General features: G+C 70.3%; 20 protein-coding genes and 1 other RNA gene. 14 read left to right on the top strand and 7 right to left on the bottom strand.

Annotated features, from left to right (window positions below):
• Positions 1–39: 39 nt before the first annotated feature.
• The 10 genes from AC1PK7_RS16235 (at position 40) to AC1PK7_RS16280 (ending at position 7,490) form a co-directional block, all read left to right on the top strand.
• Positions 40–2,223, top strand: coding sequence for a putative bifunctional diguanylate cyclase/phosphodiesterase (locus AC1PK7_RS16235; RefSeq protein ID WP_481098808.1), 2,184 nt, complete (start codon positions 40–42; stop codon positions 2,221–2,223).
• Positions 2,224–2,290: 67 nt separating this feature from the next.
• Positions 2,291–2,512 (top strand): TIGR02449 family protein, encoded by a 222-nt coding sequence (locus tag AC1PK7_RS16240; protein WP_019800452.1) that lies wholly within the window; start codon positions 2,291–2,293, stop codon positions 2,510–2,512.
• Positions 2,509–2,802 carry a cell division protein ZapA gene (locus AC1PK7_RS16245; RefSeq protein ID WP_010342806.1) on the top strand — a complete coding sequence of 98 codons (294 nt, stop codon included), beginning with the start codon at positions 2,509–2,511 and terminating at the stop codon, positions 2,800–2,802. Before AC1PK7_RS16240 ends, AC1PK7_RS16245 begins: the two co-directional genes overlap by 4 nt.
• Before the next feature lie 98 nt (positions 2,803–2,900).
• Positions 2,901–3,085: non-coding RNA, 6S RNA (gene ssrS, locus AC1PK7_RS16250), on the top strand.
• A gap of 160 nt (positions 3,086–3,245) precedes the next feature.
• Positions 3,246–4,025 (top strand): thioesterase family protein, encoded by a 780-nt coding sequence (locus AC1PK7_RS16255; protein ID WP_481098809.1) that lies wholly within the window; start codon positions 3,246–3,248, stop codon positions 4,023–4,025.
• Positions 4,026–4,096: 71 nt separating this feature from the next.
• Positions 4,097–4,690 (top strand): 5-formyltetrahydrofolate cyclo-ligase, encoded by a 594-nt coding sequence (locus AC1PK7_RS16260; protein WP_152240004.1) that lies wholly within the window; start codon positions 4,097–4,099, stop codon positions 4,688–4,690.
• Positions 4,687–5,157: an EVE domain-containing protein gene (locus AC1PK7_RS16265; RefSeq protein ID WP_017915860.1), complete on the top strand. Its 471-nt coding sequence runs from the start codon at positions 4,687–4,689 to the stop codon at positions 5,155–5,157. Before AC1PK7_RS16260 ends, AC1PK7_RS16265 begins: the two co-directional genes overlap by 4 nt.
• A gap of 100 nt (positions 5,158–5,257) precedes the next feature.
• Positions 5,258–5,905, top strand: a complete 648-nt coding sequence (gene rpiA, locus AC1PK7_RS16270) for a ribose-5-phosphate isomerase RpiA (RefSeq protein ID WP_420007684.1) — start codon at positions 5,258–5,260, stop codon at positions 5,903–5,905.
• A 168-nt stretch (positions 5,906–6,073) separates the two neighbouring features.
• Positions 6,074–6,526, top strand: a complete 453-nt coding sequence (locus tag AC1PK7_RS16275; protein WP_019800669.1) for a DUF192 domain-containing protein — start codon at positions 6,074–6,076, stop codon at positions 6,524–6,526.
• 49 nt (positions 6,527–6,575) lie between these two features.
• Entirely contained in the window at positions 6,576–7,490 is a 915-nt protein-coding gene (locus tag AC1PK7_RS16280; RefSeq protein ID WP_371184883.1) for a SirB1 family protein, read from the top strand.
• Between the two features lie 181 nt (positions 7,491–7,671).
• Here the strand turns inward: AC1PK7_RS16280 and AC1PK7_RS16285 are convergent, their stop codons facing one another.
• A complete protein-coding gene (locus AC1PK7_RS16285; protein ID WP_048491769.1) occupies positions 7,672–7,863 on the bottom strand; it encodes a rubredoxin in 192 nt (63 codons plus the stop codon).
• A gap of 72 nt (positions 7,864–7,935) precedes the next feature.
• On the opposite strand from AC1PK7_RS16285, the gene thiE reads away from it, so the two are divergent.
• Both thiE and hemL read left to right on the top strand, forming a co-directional pair.
• Positions 7,936–8,559 (top strand): thiamine phosphate synthase, encoded by a 624-nt coding sequence (thiE, locus tag AC1PK7_RS16290; protein WP_481098810.1) that lies wholly within the window; start codon positions 7,936–7,938, stop codon positions 8,557–8,559.
• Positions 8,560–9,047: 488 nt separating this feature from the next.
• On the top strand, positions 9,048–10,340 hold the full coding sequence (hemL, locus tag AC1PK7_RS16295) for a glutamate-1-semialdehyde 2,1-aminomutase (RefSeq protein WP_420007686.1): 1,293 nt from the start codon (positions 9,048–9,050) through the stop codon (positions 10,338–10,340).
• Positions 10,341–10,392: 52 nt separating this feature from the next.
• Here the strand turns inward: hemL and azu are convergent, their stop codons facing one another.
• A complete protein-coding gene (azu, locus tag AC1PK7_RS16300) occupies positions 10,393–10,743 on the bottom strand; it encodes an azurin (protein WP_481100912.1) in 351 nt (116 codons plus the stop codon).
• A 329-nt stretch (positions 10,744–11,072) separates the two neighbouring features.
• Between azu and AC1PK7_RS16305 the strand changes: the two genes are divergently transcribed.
• Positions 11,073–11,690, top strand: coding sequence for an HAD-IA family hydrolase (locus tag AC1PK7_RS16305; protein WP_481100913.1), 618 nt, complete (start codon positions 11,073–11,075; stop codon positions 11,688–11,690).
• A 225-nt stretch (positions 11,691–11,915) separates the two neighbouring features.
• Here AC1PK7_RS16305 and AC1PK7_RS16310 read toward each other — a convergent pair whose 3' ends face one another.
• A complete protein-coding gene (locus AC1PK7_RS16310) occupies positions 11,916–13,148 on the bottom strand; it encodes an acetylornithine transaminase (protein ID WP_481098811.1) in 1,233 nt (410 codons plus the stop codon).
• Positions 13,149–13,380: 232 nt separating this feature from the next.
• Here AC1PK7_RS16310 and AC1PK7_RS16315 point away from each other — a divergent pair, with 232 nt between their 5' ends.
• Positions 13,381–14,250, top strand: coding sequence for an ion transporter (locus AC1PK7_RS16315; RefSeq protein ID WP_481098812.1), 870 nt, complete (start codon positions 13,381–13,383; stop codon positions 14,248–14,250).
• Positions 14,251–14,254: 4 nt separating this feature from the next.
• Here AC1PK7_RS16315 and AC1PK7_RS16320 read toward each other — a convergent pair whose 3' ends face one another.
• The 4 genes from AC1PK7_RS16320 to AC1PK7_RS16335 form a co-directional block, all read right to left on the bottom strand.
• Positions 14,255–14,677, bottom strand: a complete 423-nt coding sequence (locus AC1PK7_RS16320) for a VOC family protein (protein WP_010343362.1) — start codon at positions 14,675–14,677, stop codon at positions 14,255–14,257.
• Between the two features lie 115 nt (positions 14,678–14,792).
• Positions 14,793–15,953, bottom strand: coding sequence for an ROK family transcriptional regulator (locus tag AC1PK7_RS16325; RefSeq protein WP_481098813.1), 1,161 nt, complete (start codon positions 15,951–15,953; stop codon positions 14,793–14,795).
• Between the two features lie 187 nt (positions 15,954–16,140).
• Positions 16,141–16,956 (bottom strand): SDR family oxidoreductase, encoded by an 816-nt coding sequence (locus tag AC1PK7_RS16330; RefSeq protein WP_481098814.1) that lies wholly within the window; start codon positions 16,954–16,956, stop codon positions 16,141–16,143.
• Between the two features lie 125 nt (positions 16,957–17,081).
• Positions 17,082–17,744 carry a serine/threonine-protein kinase gene (locus tag AC1PK7_RS16335; RefSeq protein WP_481098815.1) on the bottom strand — a complete coding sequence of 221 codons (663 nt, stop codon included), beginning with the start codon at positions 17,742–17,744 and terminating at the stop codon, positions 17,082–17,084.
• Between the last annotated feature and the right edge of the window lie 129 nt (positions 17,745–17,873).

A 17,873-nucleotide genomic window follows, 5' to 3' on the forward strand; every position in this document is an offset into this window, starting at 1 on the left:
CACGTCGCTGCAGGAGCTGCGGAAAGGACCGGCCTGGCTTTGTTCGGCCAGACCCTGCTGGCCGCGTGGCCGCTGGTGGCGCTCGCGGCGCTGGCCGCCGGCGGGCTGGCGGCGCTGTTCGCGCTGCGCTCGCGTCGGCGCCTGCGCGAGCAACTGCAACGGCATGCGCAGCTGCAGCAGCGCGACCAGCACCTGAAGCTGGCGCTGTGGGCCTCGGGCGAACACTTCTGGGATTACGACCTGCAGGCGCGCACGCTGCGGCTGATGCGCGCCGACGAGGCCACGCCGCACGCGCAGGACATCGGCCTGGTGATCCGCGAGAACGAGCCGCTGCGCATCCATCCCGACGACATGGCGCAGGCGCGGCAGGTGCTGCAGGAACACCTGCAGGGCCTCACCGCGATCTACACCGCCGAGTACCGGGTGGACCTGACCGGCGATGGGATCTGGCACTGGGCGCGGGTGCGCGGCCGCGTGGTCGACTACGACGCCAGTGGCGCACCGCGCCGGCTCGCCGGCACCGCCCGCGACATCACCTCGCACCGCCAGGCCGACCTGGAACGGCGCATCGCCGCCGAAGTGCTGCGCAGCATGGGCGAAGCGGTCGCCGTGCTCGACGAGGATCGCCGCTTCATCTCGGTCAACCCGGCCTTCACCCGCATCACCGGCTACAGCGAGCGCGAGGTGCTGGGCCAGCCGATGACGCTGATCGACCACACCCCGGAAACGCCGGCGGCGCCCGCGGCCGACCACGGCCGGCACTGGCGTGGCGAGGCCTGGAAGCGGCGCAAGGACGGCCAGGAGATCCTCTGCCACCTGCGCCGCAACACCGTGGTCGACGCCGACGGCCGCCAGAGCTTCCAGGTGGTGGTGCTGGAAGACATCACCGAACAGAAGCGCGCCGAGCAGGAACTGCGCTACCTGGCCAACTACGACACGCTGACCAGCCTGCCCAACCGCGCCCTGCTGTCCGAGCGCCTGGCGCGGGCGATCGTGCGGGCGCGGCGCCAGGCCGGCTCGGTCGCGGTGCTGTTCCTGGATCTGGACCGCTTCAAGGACATCAACGACTCGCTCGGCCACGCCGTCGGCGACCGCGTGCTGCGCGCGGTGGCCGAACGCCTGCAGCAGGCGGTGGGGCCACAGCACACGGTGGCGCGCCTGGCCGGCGACGAATTCACCGTGGTGGTCGAGGACATCGTCAGCCAGGGCGAGGCCGAGGCGGTGGCCGCCCGCGTGCTGGCCGCGTTCGAGGCGCCGCTGCGGCTGGACGAACGCCGCGAGGTCGCGGTGTCCACCTCCATCGGCATCTCCCTGTTCCCGCAGCACGCGCTGCTGCCGAGCGAACTGCTCAAGCACGCCGACACCGCGATGTACCAGGCCAAGGCCGCCGGGCGCCGCAACGCCCAGGTGTACTCGGCGCGCATGGACGAGGCCACCCGCCACCGCGCCACCCTGGCCAGCACGCTGCGCAAGATCCCGCTGGACCAGGAACTGAAGCTGGTCTACCAGCCGCGCTACTCGCTGCGCACGCAGCGGGTGGTGGGCGTGGAAGCGCTGCTGCGCTGGCACAGCGCCGACTTCGGCCCGGTCTCGCCCAGCCAGTTCATCCCGCTGGCCGAGGAGACCGGGTTGATCCTGGAGATCGGCGAGTGGGTGCTGCGCCAGGCCTGCAGTGCGTTGCGCGACTGGCGGCGGATGGGGCTGACCGATCTGTGCATGTCGGTGAACGTCTCGGCGATCCAGCTCGAGCGCGGCAACCTGCCGGAGCTGATGGCCGGGATCCTCGCCGAAACCGGCGTGCCGGCGGCCAACATCGAACTGGAACTGACCGAGAGCGTGGTGATGTCGCAGGTCGGCAAGAACGCCGCGCTGCTGCGCGCCTGCCGCGAGCTGGGGCTGACCCTGGCCATCGACGATTTCGGCACCGGCTATTCGTCGCTGGCCTACCTGAAGCGGCTGCCGATCAACACCCTGAAGATCGACCAGGAATTCATCGGCGACCTCACCCGCGACCCGGACGACGAAGCGATCACCAGCACCATCATCGCGATGGGCCACTCGCTGGCGCTGAAGGTGGTGGCCGAGGGGGTCGAGGACGCCGGGCAACTGGCGTTCCTGCGCGCGCACGGCTGCGACGAGATCCAGGGCCACCTGGTGGCGCCGGCGCTGGAACCGGACGCCTGCCTGCGCCTGTTGCAGCAACCGCTGCGGCTGCCTGCCTGAGCGCCGGCCATGGCGCCGCCGCGCGGCGTCTTGACCGCCCCTCCGGCGCATGCCTATCGTGAGCGCCATGGACAGCCTTGACGCCCTCGCCGAGCTTCGCGCCCTTGCCGCGCGCGTGGAAACGCTGGTCGAGCGCTGCCAGCGCCTGTCCGACGAGAACCGCAGCCTGCGCCAGCAGCAGGAACACCTGATCGGCGAGCGCTCGCAGTTGCTGACCAAGAACGAACAGGCGCGTTCGCGCGTGGAAGCGATGATCGCCCGACTGAAGTCCCTGGAGCAGCACACGTGAGCGAGCCGGTCAGCGTCCGCATCCTCGACCGCGAGTACACCGTCGGCGTCGAGGCCGAGGAGCGCGACGGCCTGCTCGCCGCCGCGCGCCTGCTCGATGCGAAGATGCGCGAAGTGCGCGGCAGCAACCGCATGGCCGCGGTGGATCGCGTCGCCGTGCTCGCGGCGTTGAACCTGGCGCACGAACTGCAGCAACTGCGCGACGAACAGGCGCAGCGCGAGCGCGAGATGGCGCGCACACTCGCCGATCTCAATCGGCGTCTGGACAGCGTGGTCGATACGACCCGCTGATCCGCTCGTGGCGCGGCGATCATCAACGTGAATTGCAACGCACCGAAGCACCGACGAACGGACTAGCCAAGCGCGACGACGGCGCTATACTCCACTTGCGTTCTCTGCTGTGAACGACAGCGTGTGCAAACATTCGCCTTGTCCCTTAATGACGACCACGGGGTGGCGACGGAATCGGGAGTGCAGGTCCGCCTCGTAGCGGGAAGCCCGATGATTCTCCAGCCATCCCACTTGAACCTCGGGTTCAAGGTCGTTTCGCACGCATCGTCACGGCGGAGAATGCAATTTTTCCAGGAAGCGGCGCCGCAAGGCGCCGTTTCCTTTTTGTGCGTCCGCAACCTGCGTGTCCACCACGCCGTCGTTGCCGGCGCAGCGCATGTGCACGCGTTCTCGCGCCGACCGAAACCCTGGATACTTTGTGCCCCCACCACGGAGATCCCGGATTGCCGACGCTCGCCCAGATCCTCGACCGCTTCGACCCCGCCGCGGGATTCGACGTCCCCGCCAGCTGGCGACAAGGCCGCACCGCCTTCGGCGGCCTGTCCGCGGCGCTCGCCCTGCAGGCGGCGCTACGCACCGCACCGTCCGCGTTGCCGCCGCTGAAGTCGGCGCACATCGGCTTCGTCGGCCCGGCCGACGGCAGCTTGCGCTTCGATGCGCAGGTGTTGCGCCAGGGCAAGTCCGCCATCTCCGTGGGCGTCGATTGCCTGGCCGACGGGCAGGTCGCACTGCGTGCGGCCTTGCTGTTCGCGCAACCGCGCGCCAGCCGCATCGCCCACGATTTTCTGCCTGCACGGCCGGCGGTGGTCGGCCCCGATGACGCGACGCCGATCGCCGACAGTCCGGTGACGCCGGCCTTCGTGGCCAATTTCGACATGCGCCTGGCCGGCGGCGCGCTGCCGGTGTCCGCCGCGACCGACCCGGAATTGCTGGTCTGGGCACGCCATCGCGACGCCGGCGGCGTGGACCCGGGCGTGGCCCTGGTGGCGTTGGGCGACTGCCTGCCGCCGGCGGCGATGACCTGCTTCACCGCACCCGCACCGGTCAGCTCGATGACCTGGACCCTGGACTTCCCGCAGCCGGCCAGCGCCGGCGACTGGTTCCTGCTGCGCTCGGCCAGCCTGCATGCCGAGGACGGCTACTCGCTGCAGGACATGCAGATCTGGGACAGCGCCGGGCGGCTGGTGCTGTGGGGCCGGCAGACGGTGGCGCTCTACGCGTGATCGGCGGCGGCGCCCTGGTCAGTGCACGCGCCGGCACCGACAATAGCGCCCTCCCTCGCCACGCCCGCCCGATGACCGCCGACGATCGCGACTCCCTGCGCCAGGACCTGCGCGCGCGCCGCCGCGCGCTCACCGCGCCCGTACGCCTGGCCGCCGCCGACGCGCTGGCGCAGCGACTGCTGGACCTGCCGTTCGCGCCACAGCACGGCCATGTCGGCGGCTACTGGGCGATGGACGGGGAGATCGCCCTGCACCGCTGGCAACTGTCGCTGCCGGAGGCGGTGCAGTACTGCCTGCCGGTGCTCAGCGGCGATACCCTGCGCTTTGCGCCGTGGCGCCCCGGGCAGCCGCTGCGCGCCAACCGCTATGGCATTCCCGAGCCCGACGTCGACCCGGCCACGACCCTGGCGCCGGCGCAGATGGCGCTGGTGGTGACGCCGCTGGTCGGCTTCGACACCGCCGGCGGCCGCCTGGGCATGGGAGGCGGCTGGTATGATCGCAGCTTCGCTTTCCGCCAGCGGCAGGCCCCGCCGCCCTGGCTGGTCGGGGCCGCCTTCGACGCGCAACAGGTCGCGGCCTTGCCGCTGGCGGCCTGGGACGTGGCGCTGGACGCGGTCTGCACCGAATCCCTCACTCTGTCGACCGCGCCCGATCTGCCCGCATGACCGCACGCACCCGCTATTGGCTGATGAAGTCCGAACCGGACGCCTTCTCGATCGACGACCTGCAGCGGGTCGGCACCGAACCCTGGAACGGCGTGCGCAACTACCAGGCGCGCAACTTCATGCGCGACGGCATGAAGGTCGGCGACGGCATCCTGTTCTACCACTCCAACTGCAAGGTGCCGGGCATCGTCGGCGTGGCGCGTGTGGCCAGCCAGGCCTACCCCGACGCCACCCAGTTCGACCCATCCTCCGACTACCACGACCCCAAGGCCACCCCGGAGCAGCCGCGCTGGTACCTGGTGGACGTGGCGTTCGAGCGCAAACTGGCGCGCACCATCGCCCTGGACGAGATCAAGCAGCACGCCGACGCGCTGGGCGAGGGCTTCCCGCTGGTCGCCCGCGGCAACCGCCTGTCGGTGTTCCCGGTCAGCGCCGCGCAGTGGAAGTTGCTGCTTTCGCTCGAGTAGCCGGGATTCGGGATTGGGGATTGGGGATTTGTCTCCGTTCCCACCCGTCTGCCGCTTCAACGAATCCCGAATCCCGAATCCCCACTCCCGAGCTCTCCAAATGTCAGAAGCCAAACGCCTTGCCGCCGAGAAAGCCATCGACTACGTCCAGGACGGGATGATCGTCGGCGTCGGCACTGGCTCCACCGTCGCCTATTTCATCGACGCGCTGGGCCGCATCGGCCACCGCATCAAGGGTGCGGTGTCCAGTTCCGAGCAGAGCACCGTGCGCCTGCGCCAGCACGGCATCGAGGTGCTGGACCTGAACCACACCGGCAACCTGTCGCTGTACGTGGACGGCGCCGACGAGTGCGATCCGAACAAGTGCCTGATCAAGGGCGGCGGCGCCGCGCTGACCCGCGAGAAGATCATCGCCGAGGCCAGCGAGCGCTTCATCTGCATCGTCGACCCGAGCAAGCAGGTGCAGACCCTGGGCAAGTTCCCGCTGCCGATCGAGGTGATCCCGATGGCGCGCAGCCTGGTCGCCCGCGAGATCCTGGCGCGCACCGGCGGCCAGCCGGTGTGGCGCGACGGCGTGGTCACCGACAACGGCAACGTGGTGCTGGACGTGCACCACCTGTCGATCACCGACCCGGTGGCGCTGGAGCGCGAACTGAACCAGATCCCGGGCGTGGTCTGCGTCGGCCTGTTCGCCCGCCGCCCCGCCGACGTGGTGATCGTCGGTGGCGAGCCGCCGCGCGTCTTTTGACGCGCGCTGGCGCGCGTGCGGGATTGGGGATTCGGGATTGGGGATTCGTGAAAGCCGAGATCCTTGCCTTTGCGAATCCCCAATCCCGAATCCCCAATCCCCGCTCTTGACGCCACACGCACCATGCAACAAGGTGCGCGCTGTCCTCCTCTTGCCCTGGCCCCGCCCATGTCCCTCTTCCGCGCGCTTGGCGTCCTTCTCCTGCTTGCCCTCAGCGGTTGCGCCAGCGCCGGCGGCGACCATTGGGTGGAATTGGGCGGACATCGCTACGACGTGGAACTGGCGCAGAACGATGCGACGCGCGCGCGCGGGCTGATGTTCCGCGACCAGATGGAGGCGGACCACGGCATGCTGTTCATCCACGACCGCGAGGAACCGCAGGCGTACTGGATGAAGAACACCAAGATCCCGCTGGACATCCTGTACTTCGACAACCAGCGCAAGCTGGTGGCGCAGCAGCGCGACGTGCCGCCGTGCTCGGCCGGCGACGCCTGCCCGCCCTATCCGAGCAACGCGCCGGCGCGCTACGTGCTCGAACTCAACGCCGGCCAGGCCGAACAGTTGAAGCTGCAGGACGGCACCGAACTGCGTTTCGGCCCGGGAATTCCGCAGGGCCACTGACCCGCCAACGGTGCCGGCGGCGTCGGGGAAAGGCCCCGCGACCACGGCGCTGAACCCGACACCGCTGTCGGGAACGGCCGGACTTGATCGGGCCCGGCTTTGCCGCCAGTCTTGGGCCATGGCCGCCCCATTGACATTGCCGAGCTGGAATACCCTGGCCGCTCTGGATGACGATGCCCTGCCGCTGCTGGCGACCGCACTGCTGATCGCCCGCGACGAGTATCCGGAGCTGGATGCCGCCCATTACGACACCCTGGCGCAGAGCCACGCCGACCACCTGCGGCACGAGGTGGCGACGATCGAGCAGTGGCCGCTGAAGATGGCGGCGATCAATCGCCACCTGTTCGAAGAGCTGGGCTATACCGGCAACCACGACGAGTATTACGACCCGCGCAACAGCTACATGAACCAGGTGTTCGAGCGGCGCCTGGGCAACCCGATCTCGCTGGCGCTGGTGCAGATGGAAGTGGCCCGGCGCCTGGACATCCCGCTCGACGGCGTGTCCTTCCCCGGGCATTTCCTGGTGCGCCTGCCGGTGGACGACGGTCTGCTGGTGATGGACCCGTTCAACGGCGGTCGCCCGCTGGCGGTGGAAGAACTGCGCGAGCGTGCGCGGCCGCACATGGGCGGCGAAAGCCCGGACGACCGCGCCCTGCTGCAGATCCTGGACCCGGCGCCGCACCGCGCGATCCTCGCTCGGGTCCTGCGCAACCTGCACGGCCTGTATGCCGAACGCGACGAGTGGGACCGCGCCGCACGCAGCGCCGACCGCGTGCTCAAGCTGATGCCGGACCAGCCCGAAGCCCTGCGCGACCGCGGCATGGCCTATCTGCAGATGGATTACGTGCCCGGCGCGCGCCGCGACCTGGGCCGCTACCTGCAGTTGAACCCAGAGGCCTCCGACGCCCTGCCGATCCGCGAGCGCCTGGTGGAACTGAGCGCGCGCGCGCAGCGGATGCATTGACGGCGGGGATTGGGGATTCGGGATTGGGGATTCGCAAGGGCGGCTGCGGCGTGATCTGACGCGTCGCTGAGCAACGCCACTTTTTCGTGAGGGCTTCCGGGCTGAAGGCGCTCAGGATGGCTTGCAGATTGCGGATCGCCGCTCTTGCGAATCCCCAATCCCGACTCCCCAATCCCAGCCCTCACTCCATCTCCACCATCTCGAAATCGTCCTTGGTCACGCCGCAGTCCGGGCAGGTCCAGGTGTCGGGCACGTCGTCCCAGCGGGTGCCGGGGGCGATGCCTTCTTCCGGCAGGCCGTCGGCCTCGTTGTAGATGAACCCGCAGACGACGCACATCCAGGTGCGATAGGTGGTGGCGGTGGCGTCGCTCATTGGATAATCGCAGGTCACAGTCGGACGGAACGGCATTGTCCCATCGCCGTCGACGCATCGGAAGGCTTGGCCATGAACGCATCCCCGGCGCCGCGCGGCGTGTACCTGATCACTCCCGACGAGGCCGACGGCGCGCGTCTGCTGGCGCGGGTGGCGCCGCTGCTGGGCCAGGGCGTGACCTGGCTGCAGTACCGCAACAAGCGCGCCGACGCGGCGCAGCGGCGCGACCAGGCCGCGGCGCTGCAGACGCTGTGCGCCCAGGCCGGCGTGCCGCTGATCGTCAACGACGACGTCGCCCTGGCGCAGGCGGTGGGCGCGGCCGGCGTGCATCTGGGCGAGGACGACGGCGACCTCGCTGCCGCGCGCGCCATGCTCGGACCGCAGGCGCTGATCGGCGCCTCCTGCTACGACGACCTGGCGCTAGCCCGCAACGCTGCGGCGGCCGGCGCCAGCTACGTCGCCTTCGGCGCGTTCTTCCCCACCCGCAGCAAGGTCACCACGCGCCGCGCCACACCCGGACTGTTGCACGAGGCTGCAGCGCTGGGCCTGCCGCGCGTGGCGATCGGCGGTCTCACCCCGGACAACGCACGCCCCCTGGTCGCGGCCGGCGCCGACCTGCTGGCGGTGATCAGCGGCGTGTTCGATGCGCCCGATCCATGCGCGGCGCTGGCTGCGTACTGCGCCTGTTTCGACTGAGGGGCGGGGAGGCGTCACGAGTCGCTACGCGCCGGACCCTCACCCCAACCCCTCTCCCGAGGGGAGAGGGGCTAGCCGCTCCCTTCTCCCATCGGGAGAAGGTGCCCCGCAGGGGCGGATGAGGGTACGGGCGAAGCCTCGCACACCCAAACATCGCGCGTCGCTGCGCGCCGGACCCTCACCCCAACCCCTCTCCCGAGGGGAGAGGGGCCAGCGCCTTCCCTTCTCCCACCGGGAGAAGGTGCCCCTAAGGGGCGGATGAGGGTACGAGCGAAGCCTCATGCACCCGAACATCCCGCGTCGCTTCGCGCCGGACCCTCACCCCAACCTCCTCCCGGTGGGAGAGGGGCTTGAAGCAAATCCACAGCGCAGCGCCGGCTGCGGCAAGATCGACGACATGGCGCACATCGGCGGCAGCCGCGACAATAGACGGCCTCGCTCCGCGCCCGGCCGGTCGGCCCGGCCAGCATCGCCAAGGATTTCCGCTCATGACCCATTCCCGCTCGCACGCCCTGTTCGCCCAAGCGCAATCGCTGATTCCCGGCGGCGTCAATTCGCCGGTGCGCGCCTTCAAGTCGGTGGGCGGCGAGCCGTTCTTCGTGCAGCGCGCCGATGGGCCGTACCTGTACGACGTCGACGGCAACCGCTACATCGACTACGTCGGCTCGTGGGGGCCGATGATCGCCGGGCACAACCACCCGGCGGTACGCGAGGCGGTGCAGCGCGCGATCGGCGATGGGCTGTCGTTCGGCGCGCCCTGCCCGGCCGAGGTGACGATGGCGCAGACCATCACCCGGCTGGTGCCGTCCTGCGAGATGGTGCGCATGGTCAACTCCGGCACCGAGGCCACGCTATCGGCGGTGCGATTGGCCCGCGGTGCCACCGGGCGCAACCGCATCGTCAAGTTCGAAGGCTGCTACCACGGCCACGGCGACTCGTTCCTGGTCAAGGCCGGCAGCGGCATGCTGACCCTGGGCGTGCCGACCTCGCCGGGCGTACCGGCAGGCCTGAGCGAACTCACCGCCACCCTGGCCTACAACGACGCCGAGGGCGCCACTGCGCTGTTCGAGGAGATCGGCCATGAGATCGCCGCGGTCATCATCGAGCCCGTGGTCGGCAACGCCAACTGCATCCCGCCGCGCCCGGGCTATCTGCAGCACCTGCGCGACCTGTGCACCCGGCACGGCGCGCTGCTGATCTTCGACGAGGTGATGACCGGCTTCCGCGTCGCCCTGGGCGGCGCGCAGGCGCACTACGGGGTGACCCCGGACCTGACCACCTTCGGCAAGATCATCGGCGGCGGCATGCCGGTGGGCGCCTATGGCGGGCGCGCCGAGCTGATGCGGCAGGTGGCGCCGTCCGGGCCGATCTATCAGGCCGGCACGCTCAGCGGCAATCCGGTGGCGATGGCCGCGGGGCTGGCGATGCTGGAGCTGATCCAGGCGCCGGGCTTCCACCAGCGCCTGGACGCGACCACCGCGCAGCTGTGCGCCGGCCTGGAAGCCGCTGCGGCGGCGGCCGGCGTGGCGGTCACCACCAACCAGGTCGGGGCGATGTTCGGGCTGTTCTTCACCACCGAGAAGGTGGAGACCTATGCGCAGGCCACCGCCTGCGACACCGCCGCGTTCAACCGCTTCTTCCACGCCATGCTCGACCGCGGTGTGTTCCTGGCGCCCTCGGCGTACGAGGCCGGTTTCGTGTCCAGCGCCCACGACGACGCCGTGCTGGAGACCACGCTGGCCGCGGCGCGCGAGGCGTTCGCCGTGGTCGCTGCCGGCTGAGATGCCAAGACAGCGACCATGGCGTCACGGCAGCGCGCCATGCTGCGCGGGATCAGCCGAACACGAACTTGCCCTTCATCACCGCCCAGTGACCCGGGAACGAACAGAAGAACGTGTAGTCGCCGCCCTTGCTCAGCTTGGCGGTAGAGAACTTGACCGTGTCCGACTGCCCCGCGCCGATCACCTTGGTGTGGGCGATGATCCGCGGATCGTTCTTGGGCAAATAGTTGTCGGCCAGGCTGGAACTGGTGCCGGCATTGGCCACCGCCTGGAAATCCGCGGTCTTGGTCAGCACCCAGTTGTGGCCCATCACCGCAGCGGCGAGCTTGCCGCTGTGCTTGAGCGTCACCGCCACCTCGGTGCAATCGGCCGCGACCTTGATCTGGGTCTGGTCGAAGGACATCTGGTCGGTGCCGGTGATGGTCACCGCGCAGGTCTTGGCCCAGGCCGCCGGCGCGAACGCGAGGCCGGCGAGCACAAGCAGGAGGGATGGAAACTTGGTGTTCAAGGCGGATTCCTCGGCAAGAGAGATGGCATAGCGCCACGGCAGATCGCGCGTGCGGCGCGCCCCGACTGTCCGCTCGCGCGCAACGGCTTGTCAACGACAAGCGATGGCGCATTGCATCATCGGCACGCATCGTGGCGCACGGCGGTGCCCTCGAAACCCGGTTTGATCGGCGCGGCTCCTGCGCTACACCAAGCGCGACCCACACAGGACCTCTCGTGTCCGCAATGATCCGCGCGCGGCCGGCGCTGCTGCTGCTCGACTTCGACGGCGTGCTGGCCAACTACACGCGCACCGTGCGCATCGCCGCGCTGGCCGCGCACTGCCGCTGCGAGGCCGCGCAGGTCCGCGAGGCCCTGTTCGGCTCCGGACTGGAAACCGCCTACGACGGCGGCGAACTGGATACCGACGCCTATCTGCAGCGGCTGAGCGCAGGCCTCGGCGCCCAGGTGGATGCGACTGCATGGATCGCCGCACGGGTGGCCGCCAGCCGCGCCGATGCCGGAGTGGTCGCGCAGGTGCTGGCTCTGGCCGACCGCGTCGACATCGGCGTGCTGACCAACAACGGCGCGCTGATGGCCCAGGCGATCGCGCAGATCGTGCCGACGCTGTTCCCGTTGCTGCAGGGCCGCGTGCTGTGCAGCGGCACGCTGGGCGGGCGCAAGCCGCAGGCCGAGGTCTATCGGCGTGCGCTCGACCACTTCGGCGTCGCCCCGCGGCACGCCCTGTTTCTCGACGACCTGTTTGTCAACGTGCGCGGCGCCCGTGCCATCGGCATGCGCGCGGAAACCGCCAGCGGCGCGCGCGCGGTGCGCCGCGCGCTGGCGCGACATGGCCTGGCGTAGGCATCGCGCCTACGCACGCGGCAGATGCGTCCTGCCGCAGCAACAAGATGGATTAAAGCGGCTTCAGCTGCGACGTGCGAGGCGATGACCTCGCGGACCCCGAGGCCATCGCTCCCCGCATTGCGGCGGTCACCGGTCATCGCGTCGGGAATGAAGTCCCTCCCACAGGCGCTTGCCTGCAGGTGACGTGACCACTGGCGCGATGCCCTCCTGTCGGGGTAACTGTCAACGCGTGCCGACGTACTCCCGCAGCGCCGTGCGCAACCGCTGCAGGCCCTCGGCCAGCTCCTGGTCGGTGATGTTCAGCGCAGGCACGAAGCGCAACACGTCCGGCCCGGCCTGCAAGGTCAGCACCCCGTGTGCGGCGGCGTGGTCGAGGATCGTCCCGGCCTGCCCGGCATGCGCCGGGTTCAACACCGCACCGAGCATCAAGCCGCGTCCGCGCACCTGCGAGAACAGCCTGAACTCCTCGTCGAGCGCCGCCAGGCCCTTGCGCAGCGCGGCCGACTGCCGCGACACGTTGGCGGCGATCGCCGTCGAGGCCAGCTTGCGCAGCGCCACCCGCGCCACTGCCGCGGCCAAGGGGTTGCCGCCGAAGGTGGTGCCGTGCGCACCGAACTGCATGGTCTCGGCGACCTTCGGCCCGGCCAGCAGCGCGCCGATCGGGAAGCCGCCGCCCAGCGCCTTGGCCAACGTCACGATGTCGGGGACGACCTGGTCCTGCCAATGCGCGAACAAGGTGCCGGTGCGGCCCATGCCGCACTGGATCTCGTCCAGCACCAGCAGCGCGCCGTGGTGGTCGCACAGCGCCCGCACCTGCGCCAGGAAGCCCGGCGCCGCCGGCATCACCCCGCCCTCGCCCTGCACCGGCTCCAGCATCACCGCGGCCACGTCGCCCGCGGCCATGGCTGTTTCCAACTGCACGATGTCGTTGAAGTCGACGTAGCGGAAACCGCCTGGCAGCGGCTCGTAGCCTTCCTGGTACTTCGGCTGCGCGGTGGCGGTCACCGCGGCCAGGGTGCGGCCGTGGAAACTGCCGCGGAAGGTGACGATCACCCGCCGCTGCGGCGGACGGCCCTGGGCGGTGGCCCACTTGCGTACCAGCTTGATCGCCGCCTCGTTGGCCTCGGCGCCGGAATTGCACAGGAACGCCTTGTGCGCGAAGCGCGAGGCCACCACCAGTTCCTCGACCAGCCGCAGCGGCGGCTCGCTGTAGAACACGTTGCTGGTGTGCCACAGCTTGCCGGCCTGTTCGAGCAGCGCCGCCTGCAGGTCCGGATCGTTGTGGCCGAGCCCGCACACGGCGATGCCGGCCGACAGGTCGATGTAGTCGCGTCCCTCGCTGTCCCAGACCCGGGCGCCCTGGCCGCGCTCCAGCACCAGTTGGCGCGGACGGTAGATCGGCAGGGCATAGCGTTGACCGAGGGCGATCAGGTCCGCGGCGGAGGAAGCGGTCATCGGGGGAACATCCTGCGGGAGAGCGCTCGATTATAAGACCGCCGATGGCACTTGCCCGGGACCGCGGCGGCCACCTGGAACGACAGGGGCCTCCGCGGCTCGTTGGCCCGGCGTCCGCCGCGCCAGCGCAAGCAGGCCCAAACGCCGCCGCGATGCCCGTTCCGCACGCCGCCGCCGGTCGCGCCGAACGTGTGCGCCCACGACTGCAACGCGGCTCGGGTAGCATGGACGGATGCGATTTTTCCTCGATTCCCCGCTCGCCCCGGCGACCGAGCACGGCTGGCGGCGCCGCTGGTTCGACATCATCTATCGGCACGACACCACGCCTTCGCGCAACTTCGACCTGTTGCTGGTCGCGGCGATCGTGGCCAGCGTCGCGGTGATCCTGGTCGACAGCGTGCCGGCGCTGCACAGCCGTCACGCCGGCACCCTGTACGTGCTGGAGTGGGGCTTCACCGTGCTGTTCACCGCCGAGTACGCCTTGCGCCTGGCCACGGTGCAGCGGCCGTTGCGCTACGCGCTGAGCTTCTGGGGCGTGATCGACCTGTTGTCGATCCTGCCCACCTACATCTCGTTTCTGCTGCCCGGCGCGCAGACGCTGCTGGTGGTGCGCGTGCTGCGGGTGCTGCGGCTGTTCCGCATCCTCAAGCTGACCCGCTACGTCGAGGAAAGCAGCCTGCTGATCGATGCGTTGTGGCGCAGCCGGCGCAAGGTGTTCGTGTTCCTGTTCACGGTGATCACCCTGGTGGTGATCTTCGGCGCGCTGATGTACGTGGTCGAAGGCCCGGCCAACGGCTTCACCAGCATTCCCACCGCGATGTATTGGGCGGTGGTGACGATGGCCACGGTCGGCTTCGGCGACATCGCCCCGCTCACCCCGCTGGGCCGCGCCATCACCTCGGTGCTGATCCTGATCGGCTACAGCATCATCGCCGTGCCCACCGGCATCTACACCGCCGAACTGGCCAACAGCCTGCGCGATGCCGACCGCCTTCGCGCGCCGGATCGCCGTACCTGCGCACGCTGCGGCCTGCACGGCCACGACCGCAGCGCCGGCTATTGCCGGGGCTGCGGCCAGGCGTTGCCCGAGGCTGCGCCCTGAGCACTCACCACACGCCGGTGTTGGGCATCGACGCCCACGGCTCGGCCGGGGCCAGCGCATCGCCCTTCTGCAGCAGTTCGATCGAGATCAGGTCGGGCGTGCGCACGAAGGCCATGCGCCCGTCGCGCGGCGGACGGTTGATGGTCACGCCGAGCGACTGCAGGTGCGCGCAGAGGGCGTAGATGTCGTCGACCTCGAAGGCCAGGTGGCCGAAGTTGCGGGCGCTGCCGTAGTCCTCGTCCGAGCCCCAGTTGTAGGTCAGCTCGACCTCGGCCTCCGGGTTCTCCGGCGCGCCGAAGTACACCAAGGTGAACTTGCCGGCTTCGTTCTCGATGCGGCGGGTTTCGTGCAGGCCCAGGCCTTCGGTGAAGAACTTGCTGGTCTTCTCCAGGTCGTGGACGCGGATCATGGCGTGCAGGTATTTCATCGTGACAGCTCCGAGGGTGGGGAATGGGGCGCACCGTACCGCGATGGCGCGCGGAAACGGCACATAGGGTAGCGCCGGCGGCGTGCAGGCATGGCGACGCCCTGGGGGAATGGGTTCAGCGGAAATAGCAGGCCTTCAGCGGCAGCGCCGCCGCGCCCACCGCGCTGGCGTCGGCGGTGGCGGCGGCCGGCAGCAGCAGCGGCAACGGCCGCGCCTGGCCGCGGCGCGGCTGGTTGTCGATGCGCACATGCGGAATCAGCCGCGTGGCCAGCTCGCGCGGCATGCGCCCGCCGAACACCACCGCCTGCGGATCGAAGATCGCCACGATCGCCGAGACGATCAGCGACAGGCCCGGCGCCACTCGCGCGATCCAGCGCTCGATCGCCGGCCACGCCGGATCGTAGGCCGCCAGCAGCGCGCGGATGTCGGGCAGCGCGATGCCGTCCTCGGCCAGCAACTGCCGCAACAGCTCCAGCGTGCCGCGCTCCAGCCCCTGCTGCGGCAGCATGCCGGCGAACTCGCCGGCATTGCCGTGCGCGCCGCGCAGGCAGGCGCCGTCGATCACCACGCCGCCGCCCAGGCCGTAGTTGAAGTGCAGATAGGCGAAATCGCGGTACTGGCGGCCGATGCCGAGCAGGCTCTCGCCCGCCGCCGCCACCGTGCCGTCGTTGTCCACCCACACCGGCAGGCCCAGCGCCTCGGCCAGCCAGTCGCCGATCGACAGCGCACCGAGCGCGCGCAGCGGCTCGGGCGGATTCATGTGCACGCCGTCCTCGACGAAGAAGCCGGTCATCGCCACCCCCGCGCCGAGGCGCGGGCCGAGCCCGGCGCCAGCGGCGGCGGTCAGCGCGGCATCGGCCTCGCGCAGTTGCGCCAGCAGCGCGGCCGGCTCGGTCGAGCGCAGCGCATGTTCGGCGGTGGCGCGGATCTGCCCGCTGAAATCCAGCAGCGCCAGCGACAGCGCATCGGTGGCGATCGCGTAGCCGACGGTGTGGCCGTAACCGGGATTGAGCGCGATGCCCGCGCCCGGCTTGCCGCGGCCCGCGTGCGCCAGCGAGGCGCCGATCGCGACCAGGCCGCGCTCGGCCAGCGCATCGACCAGGCGCACCGCCGACTGCACGGTCAGCCCGGTGCTGCGGCTGAGATCGGCGCGGGTGGCGGTGCCGGCCAGGCGCAGGCGATCGAGCATGTGCCGCTCGTTGTCGCTGAGATCGGCGTGGACGGCGTGGCGGGACTCGGGAAGGCGCGGCAGGGCGACGGCGACTGGAGCGGGCATGGGCGACGGTGGCATCAAGACCCCGGCAGCATAGCCGCGCCGGGTCGTTGCGGCACCGGCCGCGCTCGGATGGAACAGAGCGTTTGTGCAGCGCGCAGTCGCCCGCACGCCGTGCGCTGCGGTCGCGGCCTCCTGTTCCCCAAAACTCGGCGCCGCGTCGCTTCCTGTACGCGGGCGCCTCGGGGCCTCAGTCCAGGAACAGATCCGGCAGCAGCGGCTGCGACGGATCCAGCGCGTAGCCGGACAGGTCGTGCACCCCGGCCTCGGCCAGCACCGCGGCGTCGATCAGGAACTGGCCGTAGAAGCCGGCCGCCGGCCGGGTCAGCACGGCGTGCGCGGCGTCGGCCATGATCTCCGGGCGGCGGCCGTTGCCGGCCTCGACGCCAGGGATCATGTTCAGCGCCTCGGTGGCGATCAGCGTGCGCGGCCACAGCGCATTGACCGCCACGCCCTGCGGACCGAACTCGCCGGCCAGGCCCAGGGTGACGAAGCTCATGCCCATCTTCGCCAAGGTGTAGCCGGTATGCGGCGCCCACCACTTGGGATCCAGCGACGGCGGCGGCGCCAGGGTCAGGATGTGCGGGTTGGCGCTGCGCAGCAGATGCGGCAGGCAGGCCTGCGCGCACAGGAAACTGCCGCGCGCGTTGACCTGCTGCATCAGGTCGAAGCGCTTCATCGGCGTCTCCAGCGTCCCGCGCAGCCAGATCGCGCTGGCGTTGTTGACCAGGATGTCGATGCCGCCGAACGCCTCGACCGTCGCCGCCACCGCCGCACGCACCTGCGCCTCTTCGCGGATGTCGCACTTCAGCGCCAGCGCACGTCCACCGGCCGCCTCCACCGCCGCCGCCGCGCTGTGGATGGTGCCGGGCAACTTGGGATTGGGCACCGCCGACTTCGCCGCGATCGCCACATTGGCGCCATCGCGCGCGGCCCGCAGCGCGATCGCCAGCCCGATACCGCGCGAGGCGCCGGTGATGAGGAGCGTTTTACCTTGTAAGGTCACGGGATTGGGGAGTCGGGATTGGGGATTCGCCAAAGCTTAGCGCCTTGTCGTTCCCACCAGGGCAGCGTCAGACGCCGCCATGCGCCGTTGCCAATCCCCAATCCCGAATCCCCAATCCCAGCTCTTCAGGGCTTCGGCCCCTGCCCCTCGTTGTCTTCCCACTTGAGCAGGCGCCGAGTGACGAAGCGATAGACCGGCTTGCCGCTGGCGAACCACAGTTCGCGCACCCAGGAATGGCGCTTGAGCAGGCGCCGCTCGACCGGGGTGAGCGCGTGCGCGCAGTACATACGCTTGTGCTTGAGCAAGTGGCGCAAATCCTCGCGCGCCAGCAGGCGCATCCAGCGCGAGCGCGGCGCGCCGCGCACGGCGAGCTGGAAGTCGATCAGTGCCGGACTGCCGTCCGCCAGCACCAGCCAGTTCGCTTCCTTGGCCAGGTCGTTGTGCGCCACGCCGCGCCGGTGCACCTGCTGCAGCAGACGCCGCGCGGCGCGGAAATAGGCCAGGTCGCCGCGCGGCGGCCGCTGGTACATCGCCGCGCCGTCCAGGTAGCTGCGGTCCAGGAAGGTGCCGTCCCAGCCGCGCAATTGCGGCGTCGCCGCCATGCCGTCCAGTTGCCGCAGGGCGAGCGCCTCGCGGCGCGCCAGCCACCACGCCGGCAGCCGCAGCCACCACGGCGAGGCAGTGAGGTCGCGGCGGACGAAGCGCGTGTCGCCCTCGCCCAGCAGCAGGATGCGACCGAAGCTGTCGGCCTTGAGGATCTGGACGGTGCGGGGAGCGGCGGCAGGCATCCGGCCAGTGTAGAGCGTGCGCTGCCGTTTGCGAGGCGGGCCGGGCCCGTCGCCGCACCGCCGCGCCGAGGTCGCACCGTTCGGCGCGTTGCCGCACGGCCTTGCCGTGCCTGCCGGGAGCGTCCGGCA

This window comes from Xanthomonas sp. NCPPB 3174 (assembly GCF_056725205.1).

Bases quoted from the DNA above. Each gene is read 5' to 3' on its own strand.
- AC1PK7_RS16305 (WP_481100913.1), top strand. From the start codon at position 11,073: ATGATCCGCGCGCGGCCGGCGCTGCTGCTGCTCGACTTCGACGGCGTG.
- AC1PK7_RS16275 (WP_019800669.1), top strand. From the start codon at position 6,074: ATGTCCCTCTTCCGCGCGCTTGGCGTCCTTCTCCTGCTTGCCCTCAGC.
- AC1PK7_RS16285 (WP_048491769.1), bottom strand. From the start codon at position 7,863: ATGAGCGACGCCACCGCCACCACCTATCGCACCTGGATGTGCGTCGTC.
- rpiA (WP_420007684.1), top strand. From the start codon at position 5,258: ATGTCAGAAGCCAAACGCCTTGCCGCCGAGAAAGCCATCGACTACGTC.
- hemL (WP_420007686.1), top strand. From the start codon at position 9,048: ATGACCCATTCCCGCTCGCACGCCCTGTTCGCCCAAGCGCAATCGCTG.
- AC1PK7_RS16265 (WP_017915860.1), top strand. From the start codon at position 4,687: ATGACCGCACGCACCCGCTATTGGCTGATGAAGTCCGAACCGGACGCC.
- AC1PK7_RS16335 (WP_481098815.1), bottom strand. From the start codon at position 17,744: ATGCCTGCCGCCGCTCCCCGCACCGTCCAGATCCTCAAGGCCGACAGC.
- AC1PK7_RS16315 (WP_481098812.1), top strand. From the start codon at position 13,381: ATGCGATTTTTCCTCGATTCCCCGCTCGCCCCGGCGACCGAGCACGGC.
- thiE (WP_481098810.1), top strand. From the start codon at position 7,936: ATGAACGCATCCCCGGCGCCGCGCGGCGTGTACCTGATCACTCCCGAC.
- AC1PK7_RS16310 (WP_481098811.1), bottom strand. From the start codon at position 13,148: ATGACCGCTTCCTCCGCCGCGGACCTGATCGCCCTCGGTCAACGCTAT.
- AC1PK7_RS16260 (WP_152240004.1), top strand. From the start codon at position 4,097: ATGACCGCCGACGATCGCGACTCCCTGCGCCAGGACCTGCGCGCGCGC.
- azu (WP_481100912.1), bottom strand. From the start codon at position 10,743: ATGTCCTTCGACCAGACCCAGATCAAGGTCGCGGCCGATTGCACCGAG.
- AC1PK7_RS16240 (WP_019800452.1), top strand. From the start codon at position 2,291: ATGGACAGCCTTGACGCCCTCGCCGAGCTTCGCGCCCTTGCCGCGCGC.
- AC1PK7_RS16320 (WP_010343362.1), bottom strand. From the start codon at position 14,677: ATGAAATACCTGCACGCCATGATCCGCGTCCACGACCTGGAGAAGACC.
- AC1PK7_RS16325 (WP_481098813.1), bottom strand. From the start codon at position 15,953: ATGCCCGCTCCAGTCGCCGTCGCCCTGCCGCGCCTTCCCGAGTCCCGC.